Genomic DNA, 15,102 nt, shown 5'->3' with positions numbered 1-15,102 from the left:
CGCCCTTCCCGGAACCGGGTCCGCCCGGGCCCGTTTGCGGGGGCCCCGCCCCCGCGCCCCCGCGCCTCAAACGCCGGCGGCGCTGAATTGGCGGGGGCGGATCAGCAGCCCGCAAATATCTTGACGTCGAGATTGTTGTGCGGCAGGCTGCCCCAAGTATCTCGACATCGAGATACTTTTTCCGGGGGAGTGGAGGCCTGGCATGCGGTGGTGGGGACGCTCGGACGGGTTGGTCGCGCAGATGCGCCGGCCGCCCGGGGGGCGGGACGCGCGGATCATGCTGCTCGCGCAGTTGCTCGACCGGGTCGGGACCGGTGTGTGGGCCGCCTCGTCCGTTCTCTACTTCACCTTCGTCGTCGGGCTCGACGCGGGACGGCTTGGGCTCATGGTCGGGGCAGGGGCGGTCGCCGGGATCGCCGGGTCGCCGCTCGCCGGGCACCTCGCCGACCGGTTCGCCGTCCGCCCCATGCTCATCGCCTGCCATCTCCTGCGGCTGGTCGCGCTGTGCGTGCTGCTCGCCACGACCCGGTACGAGTTCCTCCTGCTGCTCGTCGCCCTCACCCACCTCGGCGACCGGGCGGCCAAGACGCTGGAGATGCTCTTCGCCACCCGCGTCGCCGGCGACCGGCGCGGCACCTACCAGGCGCTGTCGCGCAGCGCCGCCAACGCCGGGTACGCCGTCGGCGCGGGCATCGCCGCCCTCGGGCTGGCCGTGGGCACCCGCAGTGCGTACGAGCTGCTCATCCTCGGCAACGCCCTGTCGTTCCTCGTCGCCGCCCTGCTCGTGGGGCGAACCCGCGAGCCCCGCGGACGCGGCCGTCTCGTCGCCCCGCCCGGGGAGGGGGCCCCTTCGGCCGGGGCGGCGGCCGCGGAGAGTGCCGGCGGCAGTCCCTGGCGGGACAGGGGATACCTGCGGTTCGTGCTGTTGGACATTCCCATGAACCTCGACGACTCACTCCTCAACGTCGGGCTGCCGCTGTGGCTGATCCACCACACCGACGCGCCCCACGCGCTCGTACCGGCCGTCCTCGCGGTCAACACCGTCCTCGCCGTGCTCCTCCAGCTGGCCGTCTCCGCCCGGGTCCGCGAACCGGAGCAGGCCGCGCGGGCCGCCGGCTGGTACGGGCTCGCCGTGCTCGGCGCCTGCGTGCTGCTCGCCCTCACACCGGCCCGCGGAGCCTGGGCCGCCTCCGCCGCCCTGCTGGCCGCCGCGGTGCTCGTCACCGCCGCCGAGCTGGTGCGCTCGGTGTCCTCGTGGGAGCTCGCCGTCTCCCTCGCACCCGCGGAGGCGCGCGCCTCGTACCTGGGCGTCGCGGGGATCTCCCCGTCCGTGCAGAAGGCCGCCGGCCCGCTGCTGCTGACCGGCGCGGTCATGGCCGCCGGGCCCGCCGGCTGGATCGGACTCGGCGCCGCCGTCGCCGGCCTGTCCCTCGTGCAGCGGCGTGCCGCCCTGCGGCGCCTGACCGCACTGCGCCCCCGGCCGGCCGCAGGGGCCGAGGCCGCAGCCGCCCCGGGCCGGAGCGGACCGGTCCGAGCCGGCTGAGCTCCGGCGCGGCGCGCCGCCGCAGGCCACAATGGCGGGCATATCCCGGCGGCGAGCCCCGCACGCCGTCGGCCCGGTGAATTTTCTCCCCCGGGCCGGGTATGCGGGCTTCGGCAGCCCCGAGGGCAGGCAGGAGACGGAGCACGATGGTGCGGCGGTTCTCGTTCGATGCGACCGCGACGGAGGCGGTATCCGCCGGCGCCGCAGGGGAGGGCCCATGAGCGAGGACGTCCGCAGGCTGTCCCTTGGCCCAGGCACCTCGGGAATCGTCGCCAGGTGCCGCGACTTCACACGGCAGGCCCTCGCCGACTGGCACTGGCCGATCCCGCCCGCAACCCCCGCAACGGCTCCGGGCGCCGCAGAGCCCCACCTGAACGGCGTACGCCCCGCTGCGTCGCAGGACGTCTGGGCGGCAGCCGTCGAGGACGTCCTGCTCATGGTGTCCGAGCTGGTCGGGAACGCCTGCCTGCACGCGGGCGGCCCCAACGACTTCGTCCTGCGCCACTCGGAAGGCCTGCTGCGCGTGGAGGTCGGAGACGGGAGCCCCGAGCACCCCCGCCGCCGAACGAACCCCAACCCCGCCCTCCCGGGCGGCCACGGCCTGCTGGTCGTCGACCGCCTGGCCCGCAGTTGGGGGTGGGACGCCTACCCCGACGGACGCGTCGGAAAGACCGTGTGGGCCGAGGTGGCGGCCCCCGCGCCCCCGCCGTGACGCCCCGCCGCGGGCGCGCCGCGGCGGGGCGTCACCCCGGCGGCCCGCCCGCGCAGCCGCAGCGGTTACGCGTCGTCTTCCAGGAGCCCGGCGCGCAGCTTGGCCAGGGTGCGGCTCAGCAGCCGCGAGACGTGCATCTGCGAGAGGCCCAGCCGCTCGCCGATCTCCGACTGGGTCAGCTCGTCCCCGAAGCGCAGCGACAGCAGTGTCCGCTCGCGCGGGGGCAGTGTCTCCAGGATCGGCTTGAGCGACTCCAGGCACTCGATCCGGTCGTACGCACCCTCGTCCTCGCCGATGGCGGCACGGTGGCCGACGTGGGCGCGGCGCTCGCCCTCCTCGCGCTCCGGCACGTCGAGGGAGCGCGCCGAGTAGGCGTGCGACGCCTTCAGGCCCTCCGCGAACTCCTCCTCGGAGACGTGCAGGTGCTCGGCGATCTCCGCGTCCGTGGGCTCGCGGCCCAGCTCCTGCTCCAGCGCGTCGTGCGCCTTCGCGGTGTCGATGCGCAGCTCCTGGAGCCGGCGGGGCACCCGGACGGCCCAGCTGGTGTCGCGGAAGAACCGCTTCATCTCGCCGGTGATCGTGGGCAGGGCGAACGTCGTGAACTCGACCCCGCGCTCCGGGTCGAACCGGTTGATCGCCTTGATCAGGCCGATCGTGCCGACCTGGACGATGTCCTCCGTCGGCTCGCTGCGCCCGCGGAAGCGGCGGGCGGCGTACTTGACCAGGCTCAGGTTGAGCTCCACGAGCGTGTTGCGCACGTACGAATACGCGGCGCTGCCCTCGTCGAGCGCCCGCAGCCTGCGGAACAGGGTCTCCGACAAGGTGCGGGCCTCGCCGGTACTGACGCCCAGCGTGTCCTGCGGGATTCCTTCGGTGACCTCGGTGCTGTGCATTCTCGCTCCTCCGACGGGCGGTCGCGCCGCAACGGGCGATGCGGGCAGGCCGTCTCGTGAGCTGTCCCGGGGTATATACCCCGAGCACACGGTCACGAAGCGGATGAATCGCCGCAAACAGCCCACCAGTCAGCGTCCGGCGGACGGCGAGCGCAGCGCTTGGCGGGCCGCCCAGACGACCGACACCAGCGGTACCGCCACCACGGCCCCCACGACGCCCGCGGCGATGGCCCCCGCCACCACGGAGACCGCCACGACCAGCGGGTGCAGCCGCACCGCCCAGCTCATCAGCAGCGGGTGCAGCACATGCCCCTCCAACTGCCCGATGACCACGATCAGCGCCACCACCAACCCCGCGACCAGCGGGCCCTTCGAGGCCAGCGCCACCACCACGGCCACCGCGAGGGCGATGGGGGAGCCGATCAGCGGCACGAACGCGGCGGCGAACTCCAGGAGGGCGAGCGGAACCGCCAGCGGTACACCCAGGGCGTACAGCGCGACGCCCACCAGCACGGCGTTCGTCGCGGCCACCAGGACGATCCCGTGTGTGTACCCGGTGAACGTCTGCCATGCCGCCCGGCCCGCGACCGCCACCCGTTCGGCGGCACGCGGCGGGAGCTGCCCGCACAGCCACCGCCAGTGGCGGTCGCCGGAAGCGATGAAGAAGACCGCGCAGAACAGGCCGAGCGCCGCGACGGCCAGCACCTGCACCAGCCGCCCGGCCCCGCTCAGCGCCGTGCCGAGCAGCGCCTCGCGGTGGCCGGCGAGGTACGCGCCGATCCGCTCCCGCACACCCGTCAGCGCCTCGGGGTCCAGGTTCAGCGGAGGCCGCTGCAGGAACGGCAGCAGCCGGTCCACCCCGGCGCGGAACTCGGCGACCAGGGAGGCCCATCCCGCGGCCACGGTCTCGCCCACGAACGCGAGCACTCCCAGCAGGACCACGGCACTGCCGACGAGGACGCAGGCCACGGCCGCGGGGCGCGGCATCCGGCGGTTCAGCCGGTCTGCGGCCGGCCGCAGCAGGGCGGTCCCGACCAGCCCGAGGAACACGGCCACCGCGACCTCGTGGAACCGGCCCAGCACCGTGAACGCGGCGTAGAGGGCCGCGCCCACCACCAGCAGCCGCCAGGCGTACTCCGACGCGGTGCGCAGCACGGGCGACACGCGCGGCGGGACGCCCTTCCCGCCGGCCCGTCGTGCGTCCGGCCGGCGCGCACCCGCCCGGACGCGCGCCCGCGTCCCGGATCGCCTCACCACCTGCGCGCACCCCCTCTGCCCACGGCCGCCGGGCCGCCTGCCTTACGAGGTCCCACACCGCGCCGCTCACCGCACGCCCCCACGGCCGGATTCGCCCGAACGAAGCCCCGACCTGCCGGAAGGTTAAATTCCGGATGCTGCCGTTCCTGCCATGCTTGAGACAGGTGCGCCAGGGCAGACGCACGGCGCCCACCGAGGAGGCATCGGCCTCCCGGGCACGGACCGAAGGAGTGAGCCTGGTGCGCATCGCGTTTCTGACCGCGCCCGAAGGGGTCGAGGAGATCGAACTCACCCAGCCCTGGAAGGCGGTGCTCGAGGCCGGGTGGATCCCGCGGCTGGTCTCGACCGAGCCGGGGGACGTGCGCGCGTACCGGCATCTCGACAAGGCGGGCCGCCACAGCGTCGACGACGTCGTCGGCGAGGCCGAGGACGGCGATGGCGGCGGCAGCGGCCCGGCGGCCCTCGCCGCCGGCTTCGACGCCCTCGTCCTGCCCGGAGGCGTCGCCAACCCGGACGCCCTCCGCCTGCACGGGGGAGCCGTCGAGTTCGTACGCCACTTCGTCGACGCGGGCAAGCCCGTCGCCGCGATCTGCCACGCCCCCTGGACCCTCGTGGAGGCGGGCGCCGTGAGCGGCCGCATCCTGACGTCCTGGCCGAGCCTGGCCACCGACATCCGCAATGCGGGCGGCACCTGGGTGGACGAGGAGGTCCACGTCTGCCGGGCGGCGCCCTCCACCCTGGTCACCAGCCGCAAGCCGGGCGACCTGGACGCCTTCTGTGCCGCCCTCGTCGAGGAGTTCGGGGGACATGACAACCGTCGGGGTTGAGGAAGAGTACGTCCTGCTCGATCCGCTGACGCGCCTTCCCGTGGCGCGGGCCGAGGACGTCCGCGTCGGAGCGGGCCTCGCGCTGATGGTCGACGAGGGCGAGGTGCAGCACGAGCTGCTCCAGGCACAGGTCGAGGTCGCCACCCCCGTGTGCAGCGACCTGGAGGAGGTCGGCGGCCACCTGCTGCGGCTGCGCCATGCAGTGGGGTCGGCGGCCGAGGAGCTCGGCTGCCGGCTCGCCACCTCCGCCACCGTGCCGCTGCGCGACGGCGTACCGCCCGCGATCACCCAGGAGACGCGCTACCTCAAGATGCGGGAGGAGGCCCGCCGCCTGGTCGACGAACAGCTGATCAACGGCATGCACGTCCACGTCGGCGTCCCCGACCGGGAGACCGGGCTCGCCGTGATCAACCGGCTCCGGGGCTGGCTGCCCACGCTGCTGGCCATGTCCGCCAACAGCCCCATGTGGGACGGCCGCGACACCGGCTTCGCCAGCTGGCGCACCCTCGTCTTCGGCCGCTGGCCGGTGGCGGGCCCGCCGCCCTACTTCCCGACCCTCGCCGACTACGAGCTGCGCGTCGACGCACTCCAGGAGGCCGGCCTCATCGCCGACCGGGGACAGCTGTACTGGCACGCCCGGCTCTCCGAGCGCTACCCCACCGTGGAGGTGAGGTGCCTGGACGTACAGCTCGACGCGGTCGACGCGGTCCTCCTCGCCGGCATCGTCCGGGCGCTGGTCACCACCGCCATCGCGGAGGAGAAGGCCGGCGCCCCGCAGCCCCAGTGCACCCAGGAGCTGCTCCAGGCCTCCATGTGGCACGCCGCCCGGCACGGCCTCGGCGGCGCCCTCATGGACCCGGACGGCCGGCGGCACAGCGCGGGCGACGTCCTGTGCATGCTGCTGCAGCACATCACCCCGGCCCTGGAGGACGCCGGCGACCTGCGCGAGGTGAGCGGCCTGCTGCACCGCCTGCTCCAGCAGGGCACCCCGGCGGACCGCCAGCGCAGGGCCCTCGCCGAAGGCGGCATGCCGGCGCTGCTCGACCTCATCACCGCCCACGGCCCCGCGGCCTGAGCGGCCGCCCCGCCCGGGACCCGGACGGCCCACCGCCGTCCGGGCCCGGCCCGAGGTGCGGGCCACCGGCCCCGAAGCGAGGATGAGCGGGACAAGGACGGAGCGTGAACCGTGGAGATTTCGACGAGAGAGGTCTTCGGCGCCCCGTGCTGGGTGAGCCTCATGGCCCGCGACCTCCAGCAGGCGCAGGAGTTCTACGGCACCGTGCTCGGCTGGAAGTTCCGGGCCGCCCGCCTGGGCGACGCGTTCGCCGTCGCCGAGGCGGACGGGGTGCCGGTCGCCGGGATCGGGGCGATGGGCGGCGACGTCGTCGGCGCCCCGGCCTGGACGCCCTACTTCGCCGTCGAGGACGCCGACGTCGCCACGGACCGCATCCGCGAGCGCAGCGGCACCATCGCCGTCGGACCGGTGTCCTTCGCCAACGGCGGCCGGGGCGCGCTCGCCGCCGACCGGGAGGGCGCCGTCTTCGGCATCTGGCAGGGCGGGGTCCGCGCCGACTGGCGCGTGGGCCGCGGTCCCGCCCCCGCCTGGCTGGAGCTGCGCACCCGCGACGCCTTCGAGGCGGCCATGTTCTACGGCGAGGTCCTGGAGTGGGCGACGGGCCGCGCCGGCTGCTGCGAGGTCGCCTACGAGGACGACCAGGTCGTCCTGCGCCAGACGGGCGAGCCCGTCGCCCGCCTGAACGGCGGAATCACCGACGCGACCGCGCACGTCCCGGAGTCCCGGCCCCGCTGGCACGTCTACTTCCGGGTCCGCGACCTGGACGAGGCCATCGACTCCGTCGGCGCCGCCGGCGGCACCACCCTCTCCACGATCGTCTCCGGCCCCGACGCGCGATGGGTCACCGTCCGCGACCCGGAAGGGGCGATGCTGACCCTCACTGCCGCGCGGGCCCCGGAGGGCTGACATCCGCGGCGCGGGCGGGACGCGCTCCCGCCGGGGGCGGCCGTGGCCGGCCGACCTTCCCCCGGCCGCCGGTGCGGCCGTGCTCGCCCCGGCCGTCCTCTCCGCCGGCCTGGAGCTCCTCGGCCACGAGGCGCTCTCCCTCGCCTTCTTCGCCGTCGCCTCCGCCCTGTACCTGGTCCTCGCGTACGACTTCGCCGTCCGGCTCGTCCGCGACCGCGGCCGGTTCCGCACCGAGGCCCACACCCCCTCCGCACTGACTGCCGTGGCCGCCACCACCGTGCTCGGCTGCCGGCTCTCCCTCATGGACCGGCAGGCCGCCGCGGCCGTGCTGCTCGCGCTGGCGGCGCTGCTGTGGCCCGGCCTGCTCATCGCCGTCGAACGACACTGGAAGCACCGGATGCCGGGCGGCGCCTTCCTCGTCTGCGTGGCCACGCAGGGCCTCGCCGTGCTGTCCGCGATGCTCGCGGACGCCTGGCTCCTCGACTGGCTCGCGCGGGCGGCACTGGCCGCCTTCTGCCTCGGAATCCTCCTCTACGCGCAGGCCCTCGCCCGGTTCGACCTGCGCGAGGTGCTCCGCGGAGCCGGGGACCACTGGGTCGCCGGCGGGGCGCTCGCCATCTCCGCCCTCGCGGCCTCCAGGCTGGCCGCGTCCCCCGCGTGGACCGGCGGCCCCCACTCCGCCCTGCGCTGGACCACGCTCGCCCTCCTCGCCCTGTCGCTCGCCTGGTACGCGGTCCTCCTCGGCGCCGAGCTGCGCGCGTGGCGGCCGCGGTACGACATCCGGCGCTGGGCCACCGTGTTCCCGCTCGGCATGACCGCCGCCGCCTGCCTCTCTGTGGCCGGCGCGACCGGAGTGGCCGGGCTCCGGCCCCTCGGCGCGGTGCTGCTGTGGATCGCCGTCGGGGCGTGGCTGCTGACCTGCGCCGCCCTCGCCTCCGCCGGCCTCCGCCGCCGGCCGGGCGGCGCCGCTGGGGGACCCCCCGTCTCGGGGCGACCCGGATCCGGCCGGCCGACCCGGCACTGACACAGGACCGGCCGACCCGGCACCGACACAGCCCGCCTGCCCTACCGGCGGGCGGGTGCCGCGCCCGGCTGCCGGGCCGCGAGCCCGCCCGCCGCCGCGACGCACGCCAGCACGGTGACCGCCGCCGCCAGCGCCGGCCCCGGACCCCAGCGCAGCGTCGCCGCGGCCCCGGCCAGCGCCCCGCCGAACAGCACCGCAACCGACCCCAGCCGCCGCAGCGACCCCCGCCCCCACGGACCGGCGGCCAGCCCGGCCAGGGCCCTCGTGACGACCGTGGTAGGCAGGTCGGGCACGGCCGCCCGGTGCACCACGGCGTTCTGGACCCCCATCGCCAGCCCCAGCAGCACCACCGGCACCGCCCGCTGCCCGCCCGCCGCCCACACCGCCAGGGCGGCGGCCACCAGCAGCGCCTGCACCGACACCAGTGGCCCGAAGACCCGCCGGGCGGGCCGGCCCCGGCGGAGCGCCCCGCCGGCCGCGGCCCCGCCCGCGAACCCGCCGAGCGCCAGCAGCGACGACGCCGCCGACAACCCGTCCGCCCCGGCCAGCGCGAAGGCCAGGAAAGCCGTGTTGCCGGTCATGTTGGCGACGAACACGCGCTCCAGGCCCAGGAAGACCGCCGCGTCGACCAGTCCGCTCACGAACGTCAGCGCGAGCAGCAGCGGCGGCGGCACCGCGGCCGCCTCCGGCCGGCCGGCCCCGTCCATGCGCCACCCCCTTCTCCCGCCCGCGCGTTCGACGACGGATTGTCAGTGCCCGTCAGTAGGGTCCCTGCATGACCTACACGTTCCAGGTGACCATCGACAGCAACGACCCGCACGTACTGGCCGACTGGTGGGCGGACGCCCTCGGCTGGGAGGTCGAGCCGACGGACGAGGCGTTCATCCGCCGCATGGTGGAGACCGGGCAGGCGAGCGAGGACGACACCACGACGCACCGCGGCACCCTGGTGTGGAAGGCCGGCGCCGCGATCCGCCACCCGGAGGGCGCGGATCGGGCGCCCCGGGTGCTGTTCCAGCTCGTCCCGGAGCCCAAGACCGTGAAGAACCGCGTGCACCTCGACGTCCGCACCGGCTCCGACGACCCCCGGGCCGTCGTCGAGCGGCTGATCGCCAAGGGGGCCGTGCGCCTTCACGAGGGCCGCCAGGGCCCCTTCACCTGGACCACGCTCGCCGACCCCCAGGGCAACGAGCTCTGCGTCACCGCGTAGCGTGCACGGGGTCGCCGCCGCCTGCGGCGACCCCTCCACCAGCACAAATTCGGTACCGGGCGATCCCTCCCGCACCCGAGAATGAGGCGTCTCGAAACGGGAGGAACCCATGGGCCACACGCAGGCCTACCTGACCCTGCACGACCTGCTGCCGCAGCAGGACCTGGCGGCCGCCGTCGAATCCGGACTCGTCAGCCGCAAGCGGCATCCCGAACTGCCGCTGTCCCTCTACACCTACACGCGGACGGCCCAGTACGAGCAGGCCTGGAACGACGTGACCGTGCGCTGCCGGGGACTCGTCGCCGACGACGCCACCGGCGCCGTCGTCGCCCTGCCGCTGCCGAAGTTCTTCAACGTCGGCGAGCACGAGGCCGGCAGGCCGTACGCCCCGGCCCTGCCGGACGAGCCGTTCGAGGTGTACGAGAAGGTCGACGGCAGCCTCGCGGTGGTCTTCCACTACGCGGGCGCCTGGCGGGTCGCCTCCAAGGGGTCCTTCACCAGCGAGCAGGCCCGCTGGGCGCAGCGCCGCCTCGACGGCCGCGACACGACCGGCCTGGTGCCCGGGGTGACGTACCTCGCGGAGATCCTGTACCCGCAGAACCGCATCGTCGTCGACTACGGCGACCGCCGCGACCTCGTCCTCCTCGCCGCGTACGGCGCGGACGGCACCGAGGTGCCGCTCGCCGAGGCCGCCGGCCACTGGGAGGGCGTCGGGTCCGTCGTCCGCCTGTGGCCGGCCATGCCGCTCGACGAACTGGTGGCGCTCACCGGCGCGAGCCGGATGCCCGGCGGAGACGCCGCCACCGGCACCGACGCGGAGGGCTTCGTCCTGCGGTTCGCCTCCGGGGTGCGCGCCAAGGCCAAGCTGTCCGAGTACGTACGCCTGCACAAGGTCCTGACCGGGGTCACCGAGCGGGACATCTGGCGCGCCCACGGCGTCCAGCGGTTCGCCGGCCTGCCCGCCAAACAGCTCGCGCAGGCGCTGGGGTGCACGCCGGCGGACTTCGAGGCGCACGGCGGAAAGCCGCTCGACGCGCTGCTGGAGCACGTGCCGGACGAGTTCGACGCATGGGTGCGGGGCGTCATCGACCGCCTCGAAGAGGAGGCCGCGCGCCGCGAGCGGGCCGTCGACGAGGCGTTCCGCGAGCTGGCCCACCTCGCCGCCGACCGGGGCGCGTTCGCGCGCGCCGCGAAGGCGCTGCCGGACGGCGGGATCCGCGCGGCCCTGTTCCTGCGTCTGGACGACCGTCCGACCGGACTCCTCATCTGGCGGCAGATCCGGCCGCAGGCGTCCGACCCGTTCAAGCACGACGAGGAGAACTGACCAGTGTCCGCACGACCCGACGAGCCCGGCCGCCCCGTGGTCCACGTCATGACGGGGCTCCCCGCCTCCGGGAAGACGACGGCGGCCCGTGCCCTCCAGGCCGAGTCCGCAGGGCGGATGCGCCGCGTCAACCTCGACGACCTGCGCGCCATGCTCGACGTGCCCGACCCGGAGCGGGGGCGCTCGTACCGGCACGAGCAGACCGTACTGGCCGTCCAGGACGCGGCGGTCCGCGCCGCCGTCGACGACGGCTTCGACGTCGTCGTCGACAACACCCACCTGACGTCCCGGATACCGAAGCAGCTCAAGGCGGCGGTTGCCGGCCGCGCCGAGTTCGTGGTGCACGACTTCACGCACGTGCCCGTGGAGGAGTGCCTGCGCCGTGACGCCGGCCGGGAGCGGCCGGTCGGCGAGGAGGTCATCCGCGGCCTCGCGCTGAAGCTGGCCGGCGCGCGCAAAGGCGGCTGGCGGCTGACCGCCGAGTGGCTGAACGACGAGCCGGCCGTCACGCCGTACACGGCCGATCCGGCGCTGCCGCCCGCGGTGATGTGCGACATCGACGGCACGCTCGCGCTCACCGGGGACCGCAGCCCGTACGACTTCACCCGCTGCGAGGTGGACCTGCTCAACGAGCCGGTGCGGTACGCGCTGGAGGCGTTCCGGCGAGGGGAGGGCGACACGATCGTGCTGCTGTCCGGCCGCGGGGAGGAGCACCGCCCGCAGACGGAGGCGTGGCTCGAGCGGCACGGGGTGCCGTACGACGAGCTGTGGATGCGGCCGCTCGGCGACACGCGGCGCGACGACGTGGTCAAGGCCGAGCTGTTCGACGCCCACGTCCGGCACCGGTACGCGGTGCGGGTGTCGCTGGACGACCGCGACCGCGTCGTGGCGCTGTGGCGGCGGATGGGCCTGCCCACCTGGCAGGTCAACTACGGCGACTTCTAGGACGCCTCCCGGCCGTGCGGGCGCGCGGCCGGCACCCGCACGGCCGGCTCGCGAGCCCATACTGGGACCGTGAGCGTGCTGATCGTGGACGGGGCCAATGTCGTCGGATCCGTGCCGGACGGCTGGTGGCGCGACAGGAAGGGCGCGGCCGAGCGGCTGCGCGACCTCCTGGCACGCCGCGCGCCCTCCGCGGACGAGGAGGTCATCCTCGTCGTGGAGGGCGCGGCCAAGGGCGTCGAGTCGGTGCCCGGGGTACGGGTGGACGAGGCGCCCGGGAGCGGCGACGACCGGATCGTGGAGCTGGCCGCCGCGTACGAGGGACGCGACTGCGTCGTCGTCACGTCCGACCGGGAGCTGCGCGACCGGGTCCGGGCGTACGGGGCGCAGTGCGTGGGGCCGCGTGCCGTACGCCCGGGGAGCTGACCGGGCGGTCAGTTGCCGCACCACTCCACGCGGTCGAGGTTCTTGACGTAGCGGGCGGCGACCCAGGCCTTCTTGTGGTCGCCGTCCGCCTTGGCGGCCTTGCCGTCGCCGGTGCGGTGGCCGGAGCGGGCGGCGCGCTTGTCGGCGTCCTCCTCGTCCGCTTCCTCCTCGTCCGCTTCCTCGTCGTCGGCGTCCTCGTCCGCGTCGGCGTCCTCGTCTGCGTCCGTTTCCTCGTCCGCGTCCTCGTTGTCCTGGTCCTCGCGGTCCTGCTCTTCCCCGTCCTCGTCGCGGCCGTCGGACTCGTCGCGGTCCTCGTCCTCGCGGCCCTTGCCGTGCTCGTCGTCGTCGAGGTGCAGGCGGTACCAGAGGTCGTTGCCGTCGACCTTCTCGCCGCGGGCCTTGCACTGGATCGCGACCCGGTGGTCGGCCTTGACGTGGCCGACGACGTCCGAGTGCGTGGACGGCTTGCTGCGGACCTTCAGGGAGCCGCGGGCCACGACCTTGCCGACGACGTAGTGCTTGTCGTGTTCCTTGCCGGACTTGTCGCTCTTCGGCTCTAGGAGGACGACCTGACGGGCCGGCTCGTCGGCGGCGACGGCGGTGCCCGCGCCGGAGAAGCCGAGCACCAGGCTTCCGGCGGCGAGAGCGAGGACGGCCCTGGTGGGCTTCTGCATGTGCGGGCTCCTCATGCGAAGACGTCCACCCGGTCGCGAACGCGTCGCCGGCCGGGGGCGGCGACCGGACGGTCGCCAGGGACGACTATGGCGACGGCGGATCGCACCGCCCCGGTGACTCACCGGCATTTAGCCCGAAATGCCCAATATGGCGGGAATGCTCCCGCCGTGGGGCCTTCCGGGGATGCGGGCGGGGGGCGGGCCGTCCACAGTGGTGGGCATGGGCATCAACGACTACACCGGCGGCCCCGGCGCCGACCAGACCGGCGTGCTGGTCGTCACGACGAACGACGTCCCCGGCTACCGCGTCGAGCGCGTGATCGGCGAGGTGTTCGGCCTCACCGTCCGCTCCCGCCACCTCGGCAGCCAGATCGGAGCCGGCCTCAAGTCCATGATCGGCGGCGAGCTGAAGGGCCTGACGAAGACCCTTGTCGAGACCCGCAACCAGGCCATGGAGCGCCTCATCGAGGCGGCCAAGGCCCGCGGCGGGAACGCCGTGCTGATGATGCGCTTCGACGTCACGGAGGCCGCCGACGTGGGCACCGAGGTCTGCGCGTACGGCACGGCCGTCGTCCTCGCGCCCGCCGGCGCGTAGCCCGCCTCCTGCCCGCCCGCTCCCGGACCCGCCCCGCGGGCGGTACTGCCGCGAACCTATGCTCGGGGCATGTACCGCCAGTCCGTGCCCGACGTATCCGTGATCATCGCCGTCTACAACGCGATGCCCTACCTGAGCGAATGCCTCGAATCCGTCATGGGCCAGACGATCGGGGCGGAACGCCTGGAGGTCATCGCCGTCGACGACGGCTCCACGGACGGCAGCGGCGCCGAACTCGACCGCTACGCCGCCCGGTACCCGCAGTTCCGGGCCGTGCACCAGCCCAACTCCGGCGGTCCCGGCAGCCCCCGCAACAGGGCCCTCGACCTCGCCCGCGGCCGGTACGTCTTCTTCGCCGACGCCGACGACTACCTCGGGCCGGAAGCCCTGCAGCGCCTCGTCGACATGGCCGAGGCCCAGGGCAGCGACGTCGTCCTCGCCAAGCAGGTGGGCCTCGGCCGGACGGTCTCGGACAAGGCCCACCGGCACGCCGCCGAGGCGGACCTCTACACCTCCGAGGTCTACCGCTCCCTGCACTCGGCCAAGCTGATGCGCCGCCGGGTCATCGAGAACGAGCGCCTGCGCTACCCCGAGGACCTCTGGTACGGCGAGGACCAGGTCTTCGTCACCTCCGTCTTCCTGGCCGCCGCCCGCATTTCCGTCGTCGGCGACTACGACTGCTACTACCTGCGCCGCCGCGACGACGGGCAGAACCTGACCTCCCGGACGCGCACCGCCCACGAGACCGTCGCGCACATCGAGCGCGTGATGGCGCTCGTCGCCGACCGGGTCACCGACCCGGTCGGCCGCCGGCGCATGCTCGGCCGCCACTTCCGCAGCCTGCTGCGCACCGCCCTGCGGCCGGCCGCCGCCGCCCGCGGCGACGACCCGGCTTACACGCAGGAGGTCTACGTACGGGCGCGGGCGCTGGTCGAGGCGTACTGGACCCCGGACATGGGCGGCGAACTCCCGCGGATCGACTGGATCCGCCTGTACGCGTTCGTGTGCAGTCCGCTGCCCGTCTTCGAGCAGCTCATGGACCACGACCCGGCCGAGGAGCCGCCGCCCCGCGACCTCGTGGAGAACGGCCGGGTGTACCGCTGCCTCCCGCTCTTCCGCGACCCGGCGGCAGGGCTGCCCGACGTGCTCTACGACGTCACCGACCAGGTCAAGGCGCAGCACGAGCTGTCCTCGCTGGCCTGGCAGGGGCGCCGCCTGAGGATCGCCGGCCGCGCCGGCATCCCGTCGCTCGGTGCGGTCGGCGCGGTCGGCACGGAAACCGCACTCGTCCTGCGGGAGCGGGAGACCGGCCGGGAGTTCACCGTCCCCGCCGAGCCCCGGCCGGAGTCCGAGGCCGCGGGGGAGGCGCCGGGGGCCGACGGCGCCGGCTTCCTCGCCGAGGTGGACCTGGCCCGCATCGCCGACGGCGAGCCGATCCCGCCAGGCACCTGGGACTGCTTCCTGAACGTCCGCGCCGCCGGGATCACCCGCACCGTCCGGCTGGGCCGCCGGCACGCCCCCGACCTGGACCGGACGGCCCGCCGGGCCAAGGTCCTGGCCCGCGACCCGGGCGGTGCGAGGTGGAGCACGGGCGTCCTCAGCCGTCGGCCCGGCGGCGCACGGCGTAGAGGGTGCCGCCCCCCGCGGCGAGCAGGACGGCCGCGCCCGCGCCGACCGCGGCCGTGGCCGTCGAG

At 74.8% G+C, this 15,102-nt stretch carries 16 protein-coding genes; 12 read left to right on the top strand and 4 right to left on the bottom strand.

Annotated features, from left to right (window positions below):
- Positions 1 to 202 precede the first annotated feature (202 nt).
- Positions 203 to 1,543 (top strand): MFS transporter, encoded by a 1,341-nt coding sequence (locus tag EF903_RS16025; RefSeq protein WP_260615414.1) that lies wholly within the window; start codon positions 203 to 205, stop codon positions 1,541 to 1,543.
- Between the two features lie 217 nt (positions 1,544 to 1,760).
- Positions 1,761 to 2,255, top strand: coding sequence for an ATP-binding protein (locus tag EF903_RS16020; RefSeq protein WP_125543905.1), 495 nt, complete (start codon positions 1,761 to 1,763; stop codon positions 2,253 to 2,255).
- A gap of 65 nt (positions 2,256 to 2,320) precedes the next feature.
- Here EF903_RS16020 and EF903_RS16015 read toward each other — a convergent pair whose 3' ends face one another.
- Both EF903_RS16015 and EF903_RS16010 read right to left on the bottom strand, forming a co-directional pair.
- The gene (locus tag EF903_RS16015; RefSeq protein ID WP_125543904.1) at positions 2,321 to 3,148 is read right to left on the bottom strand and encodes a SigB/SigF/SigG family RNA polymerase sigma factor; all 828 of its coding nucleotides are present in this window, start codon (positions 3,146 to 3,148) and stop codon (positions 2,321 to 2,323) included.
- Positions 3,149 to 3,277: 129 nt separating this feature from the next.
- Positions 3,278 to 4,312: an AI-2E family transporter gene (locus tag EF903_RS16010; RefSeq protein WP_125543903.1), complete on the bottom strand. Its 1,035-nt coding sequence runs from the start codon at positions 4,310 to 4,312 to the stop codon at positions 3,278 to 3,280.
- A 332-nt stretch (positions 4,313 to 4,644) separates the two neighbouring features.
- On the opposite strand from EF903_RS16010, the gene EF903_RS16005 reads away from it, so the two are divergent.
- The 4 genes from EF903_RS16005 (at position 4,645) to EF903_RS15990 (ending at position 8,237) form a co-directional block, all read left to right on the top strand.
- Positions 4,645 to 5,232 carry a type 1 glutamine amidotransferase domain-containing protein gene (locus EF903_RS16005; RefSeq protein WP_125543902.1) on the top strand — a complete coding sequence of 196 codons (588 nt, stop codon included), beginning with the start codon at positions 4,645 to 4,647 and terminating at the stop codon, positions 5,230 to 5,232.
- Positions 5,213 to 6,307 carry a glutamate--cysteine ligase gene (locus tag EF903_RS16000; RefSeq protein WP_125543901.1) on the top strand — a complete coding sequence of 365 codons (1,095 nt, stop codon included), beginning with the start codon at positions 5,213 to 5,215 and terminating at the stop codon, positions 6,305 to 6,307. The genes EF903_RS16005 and EF903_RS16000 overlap by 20 nt, the downstream gene beginning before the upstream one ends.
- Positions 6,308 to 6,469: 162 nt before the next feature.
- Positions 6,470 to 7,213 carry a VOC family protein gene (locus EF903_RS15995; protein WP_125543907.1) on the top strand — a complete coding sequence of 248 codons (744 nt, stop codon included), beginning with the start codon at positions 6,470 to 6,472 and terminating at the stop codon, positions 7,211 to 7,213.
- A 1-nt stretch (position 7,214) separates the two neighbouring features.
- A complete protein-coding gene (locus EF903_RS15990) occupies positions 7,215 to 8,237 on the top strand; it encodes a tellurite resistance/C4-dicarboxylate transporter family protein (RefSeq protein ID WP_125543900.1) in 1,023 nt (340 codons plus the stop codon).
- 41 nt (positions 8,238 to 8,278) lie between these two features.
- Here the strand turns inward: EF903_RS15990 and EF903_RS15985 are convergent, their stop codons facing one another.
- Entirely contained in the window at positions 8,279 to 8,944 is a 666-nt protein-coding gene (locus EF903_RS15985) for a YoaK family protein (protein ID WP_125543899.1), read from the bottom strand.
- A 68-nt stretch (positions 8,945 to 9,012) separates the two neighbouring features.
- Between EF903_RS15985 and EF903_RS15980 the strand changes: the two genes are divergently transcribed.
- The 4 genes from EF903_RS15980 (at position 9,013) to EF903_RS15965 (ending at position 12,139) form a co-directional block, all read left to right on the top strand.
- A complete protein-coding gene (locus tag EF903_RS15980; RefSeq protein ID WP_125543898.1) occupies positions 9,013 to 9,447 on the top strand; it encodes a VOC family protein in 435 nt (144 codons plus the stop codon).
- 109 nt (positions 9,448 to 9,556) lie between these two features.
- Positions 9,557 to 10,771: an RNA ligase gene (locus EF903_RS15975; RefSeq protein WP_125543897.1), complete on the top strand. Its 1,215-nt coding sequence runs from the start codon at positions 9,557 to 9,559 to the stop codon at positions 10,769 to 10,771.
- Between the two features lie 3 nt (positions 10,772 to 10,774).
- Entirely contained in the window at positions 10,775 to 11,716 is a 942-nt protein-coding gene (locus EF903_RS15970) for an AAA family ATPase (protein ID WP_260615411.1), read from the top strand.
- A 69-nt stretch (positions 11,717 to 11,785) separates the two neighbouring features.
- Positions 11,786 to 12,139, top strand: a complete 354-nt coding sequence (locus EF903_RS15965; RefSeq protein WP_125543896.1) for an NYN domain-containing protein — start codon at positions 11,786 to 11,788, stop codon at positions 12,137 to 12,139.
- Between the two features lie 8 nt (positions 12,140 to 12,147).
- Here the strand turns inward: EF903_RS15965 and EF903_RS34100 are convergent, their stop codons facing one another.
- Positions 12,148 to 12,813, bottom strand: coding sequence for a hypothetical protein (locus EF903_RS34100; protein WP_185902683.1), 666 nt, complete (start codon positions 12,811 to 12,813; stop codon positions 12,148 to 12,150).
- Positions 12,814 to 13,033: 220 nt separating this feature from the next.
- On the opposite strand from EF903_RS34100, the gene EF903_RS15960 reads away from it, so the two are divergent.
- Positions 13,034 to 13,408: a YbjQ family protein gene (locus EF903_RS15960; RefSeq protein WP_125543895.1), complete on the top strand. Its 375-nt coding sequence runs from the start codon at positions 13,034 to 13,036 to the stop codon at positions 13,406 to 13,408.
- 69 nt (positions 13,409 to 13,477) lie between these two features.
- A partial coding sequence (locus EF903_RS15955) for a glycosyltransferase (RefSeq protein ID WP_125543894.1) occupies positions 13,478 to 15,102 on the top strand: 1,625 nt, incomplete at its 3' end.

This window comes from Streptomyces sp. WAC05292 (genome assembly GCF_003949955.1).
Classification (GTDB): domain Bacteria; phylum Actinomycetota; class Actinomycetes; order Streptomycetales; family Streptomycetaceae; genus Streptomyces; species Streptomyces globosus.
The sequence above is the reverse complement of the archived record's forward strand: the minus strand, read 5'-3'. Positions and strand labels throughout refer to the sequence as shown.

Bases quoted from the DNA above. Each gene is read 5' to 3' on its own strand.
- EF903_RS16025 (WP_260615414.1), top strand. From the start codon at position 203: ATGCGGTGGTGGGGACGCTCGGACGGGTTGGTCGCGCAGATGCGCCGG.
- EF903_RS15980 (WP_125543898.1), top strand. From the start codon at position 9,013: ATGACCTACACGTTCCAGGTGACCATCGACAGCAACGACCCGCACGTA.
- EF903_RS15985 (WP_125543899.1), bottom strand. From the start codon at position 8,944: ATGGACGGGGCCGGCCGGCCGGAGGCGGCCGCGGTGCCGCCGCCGCTG.
- EF903_RS15960 (WP_125543895.1), top strand. From the start codon at position 13,034: ATGGGCATCAACGACTACACCGGCGGCCCCGGCGCCGACCAGACCGGC.
- EF903_RS15995 (WP_125543907.1), top strand. From the start codon at position 6,470: ATGGCCCGCGACCTCCAGCAGGCGCAGGAGTTCTACGGCACCGTGCTC.
- EF903_RS34100 (WP_185902683.1), bottom strand. From the start codon at position 12,813: ATGCAGAAGCCCACCAGGGCCGTCCTCGCTCTCGCCGCCGGAAGCCTG.
- EF903_RS16000 (WP_125543901.1), top strand. From the start codon at position 5,213: ATGACAACCGTCGGGGTTGAGGAAGAGTACGTCCTGCTCGATCCGCTG.
- EF903_RS16020 (WP_125543905.1), top strand. From the start codon at position 1,761: ATGAGCGAGGACGTCCGCAGGCTGTCCCTTGGCCCAGGCACCTCGGGA.
- EF903_RS15975 (WP_125543897.1), top strand. From the start codon at position 9,557: ATGGGCCACACGCAGGCCTACCTGACCCTGCACGACCTGCTGCCGCAG.
- EF903_RS16015 (WP_125543904.1), bottom strand. From the start codon at position 3,148: ATGCACAGCACCGAGGTCACCGAAGGAATCCCGCAGGACACGCTGGGC.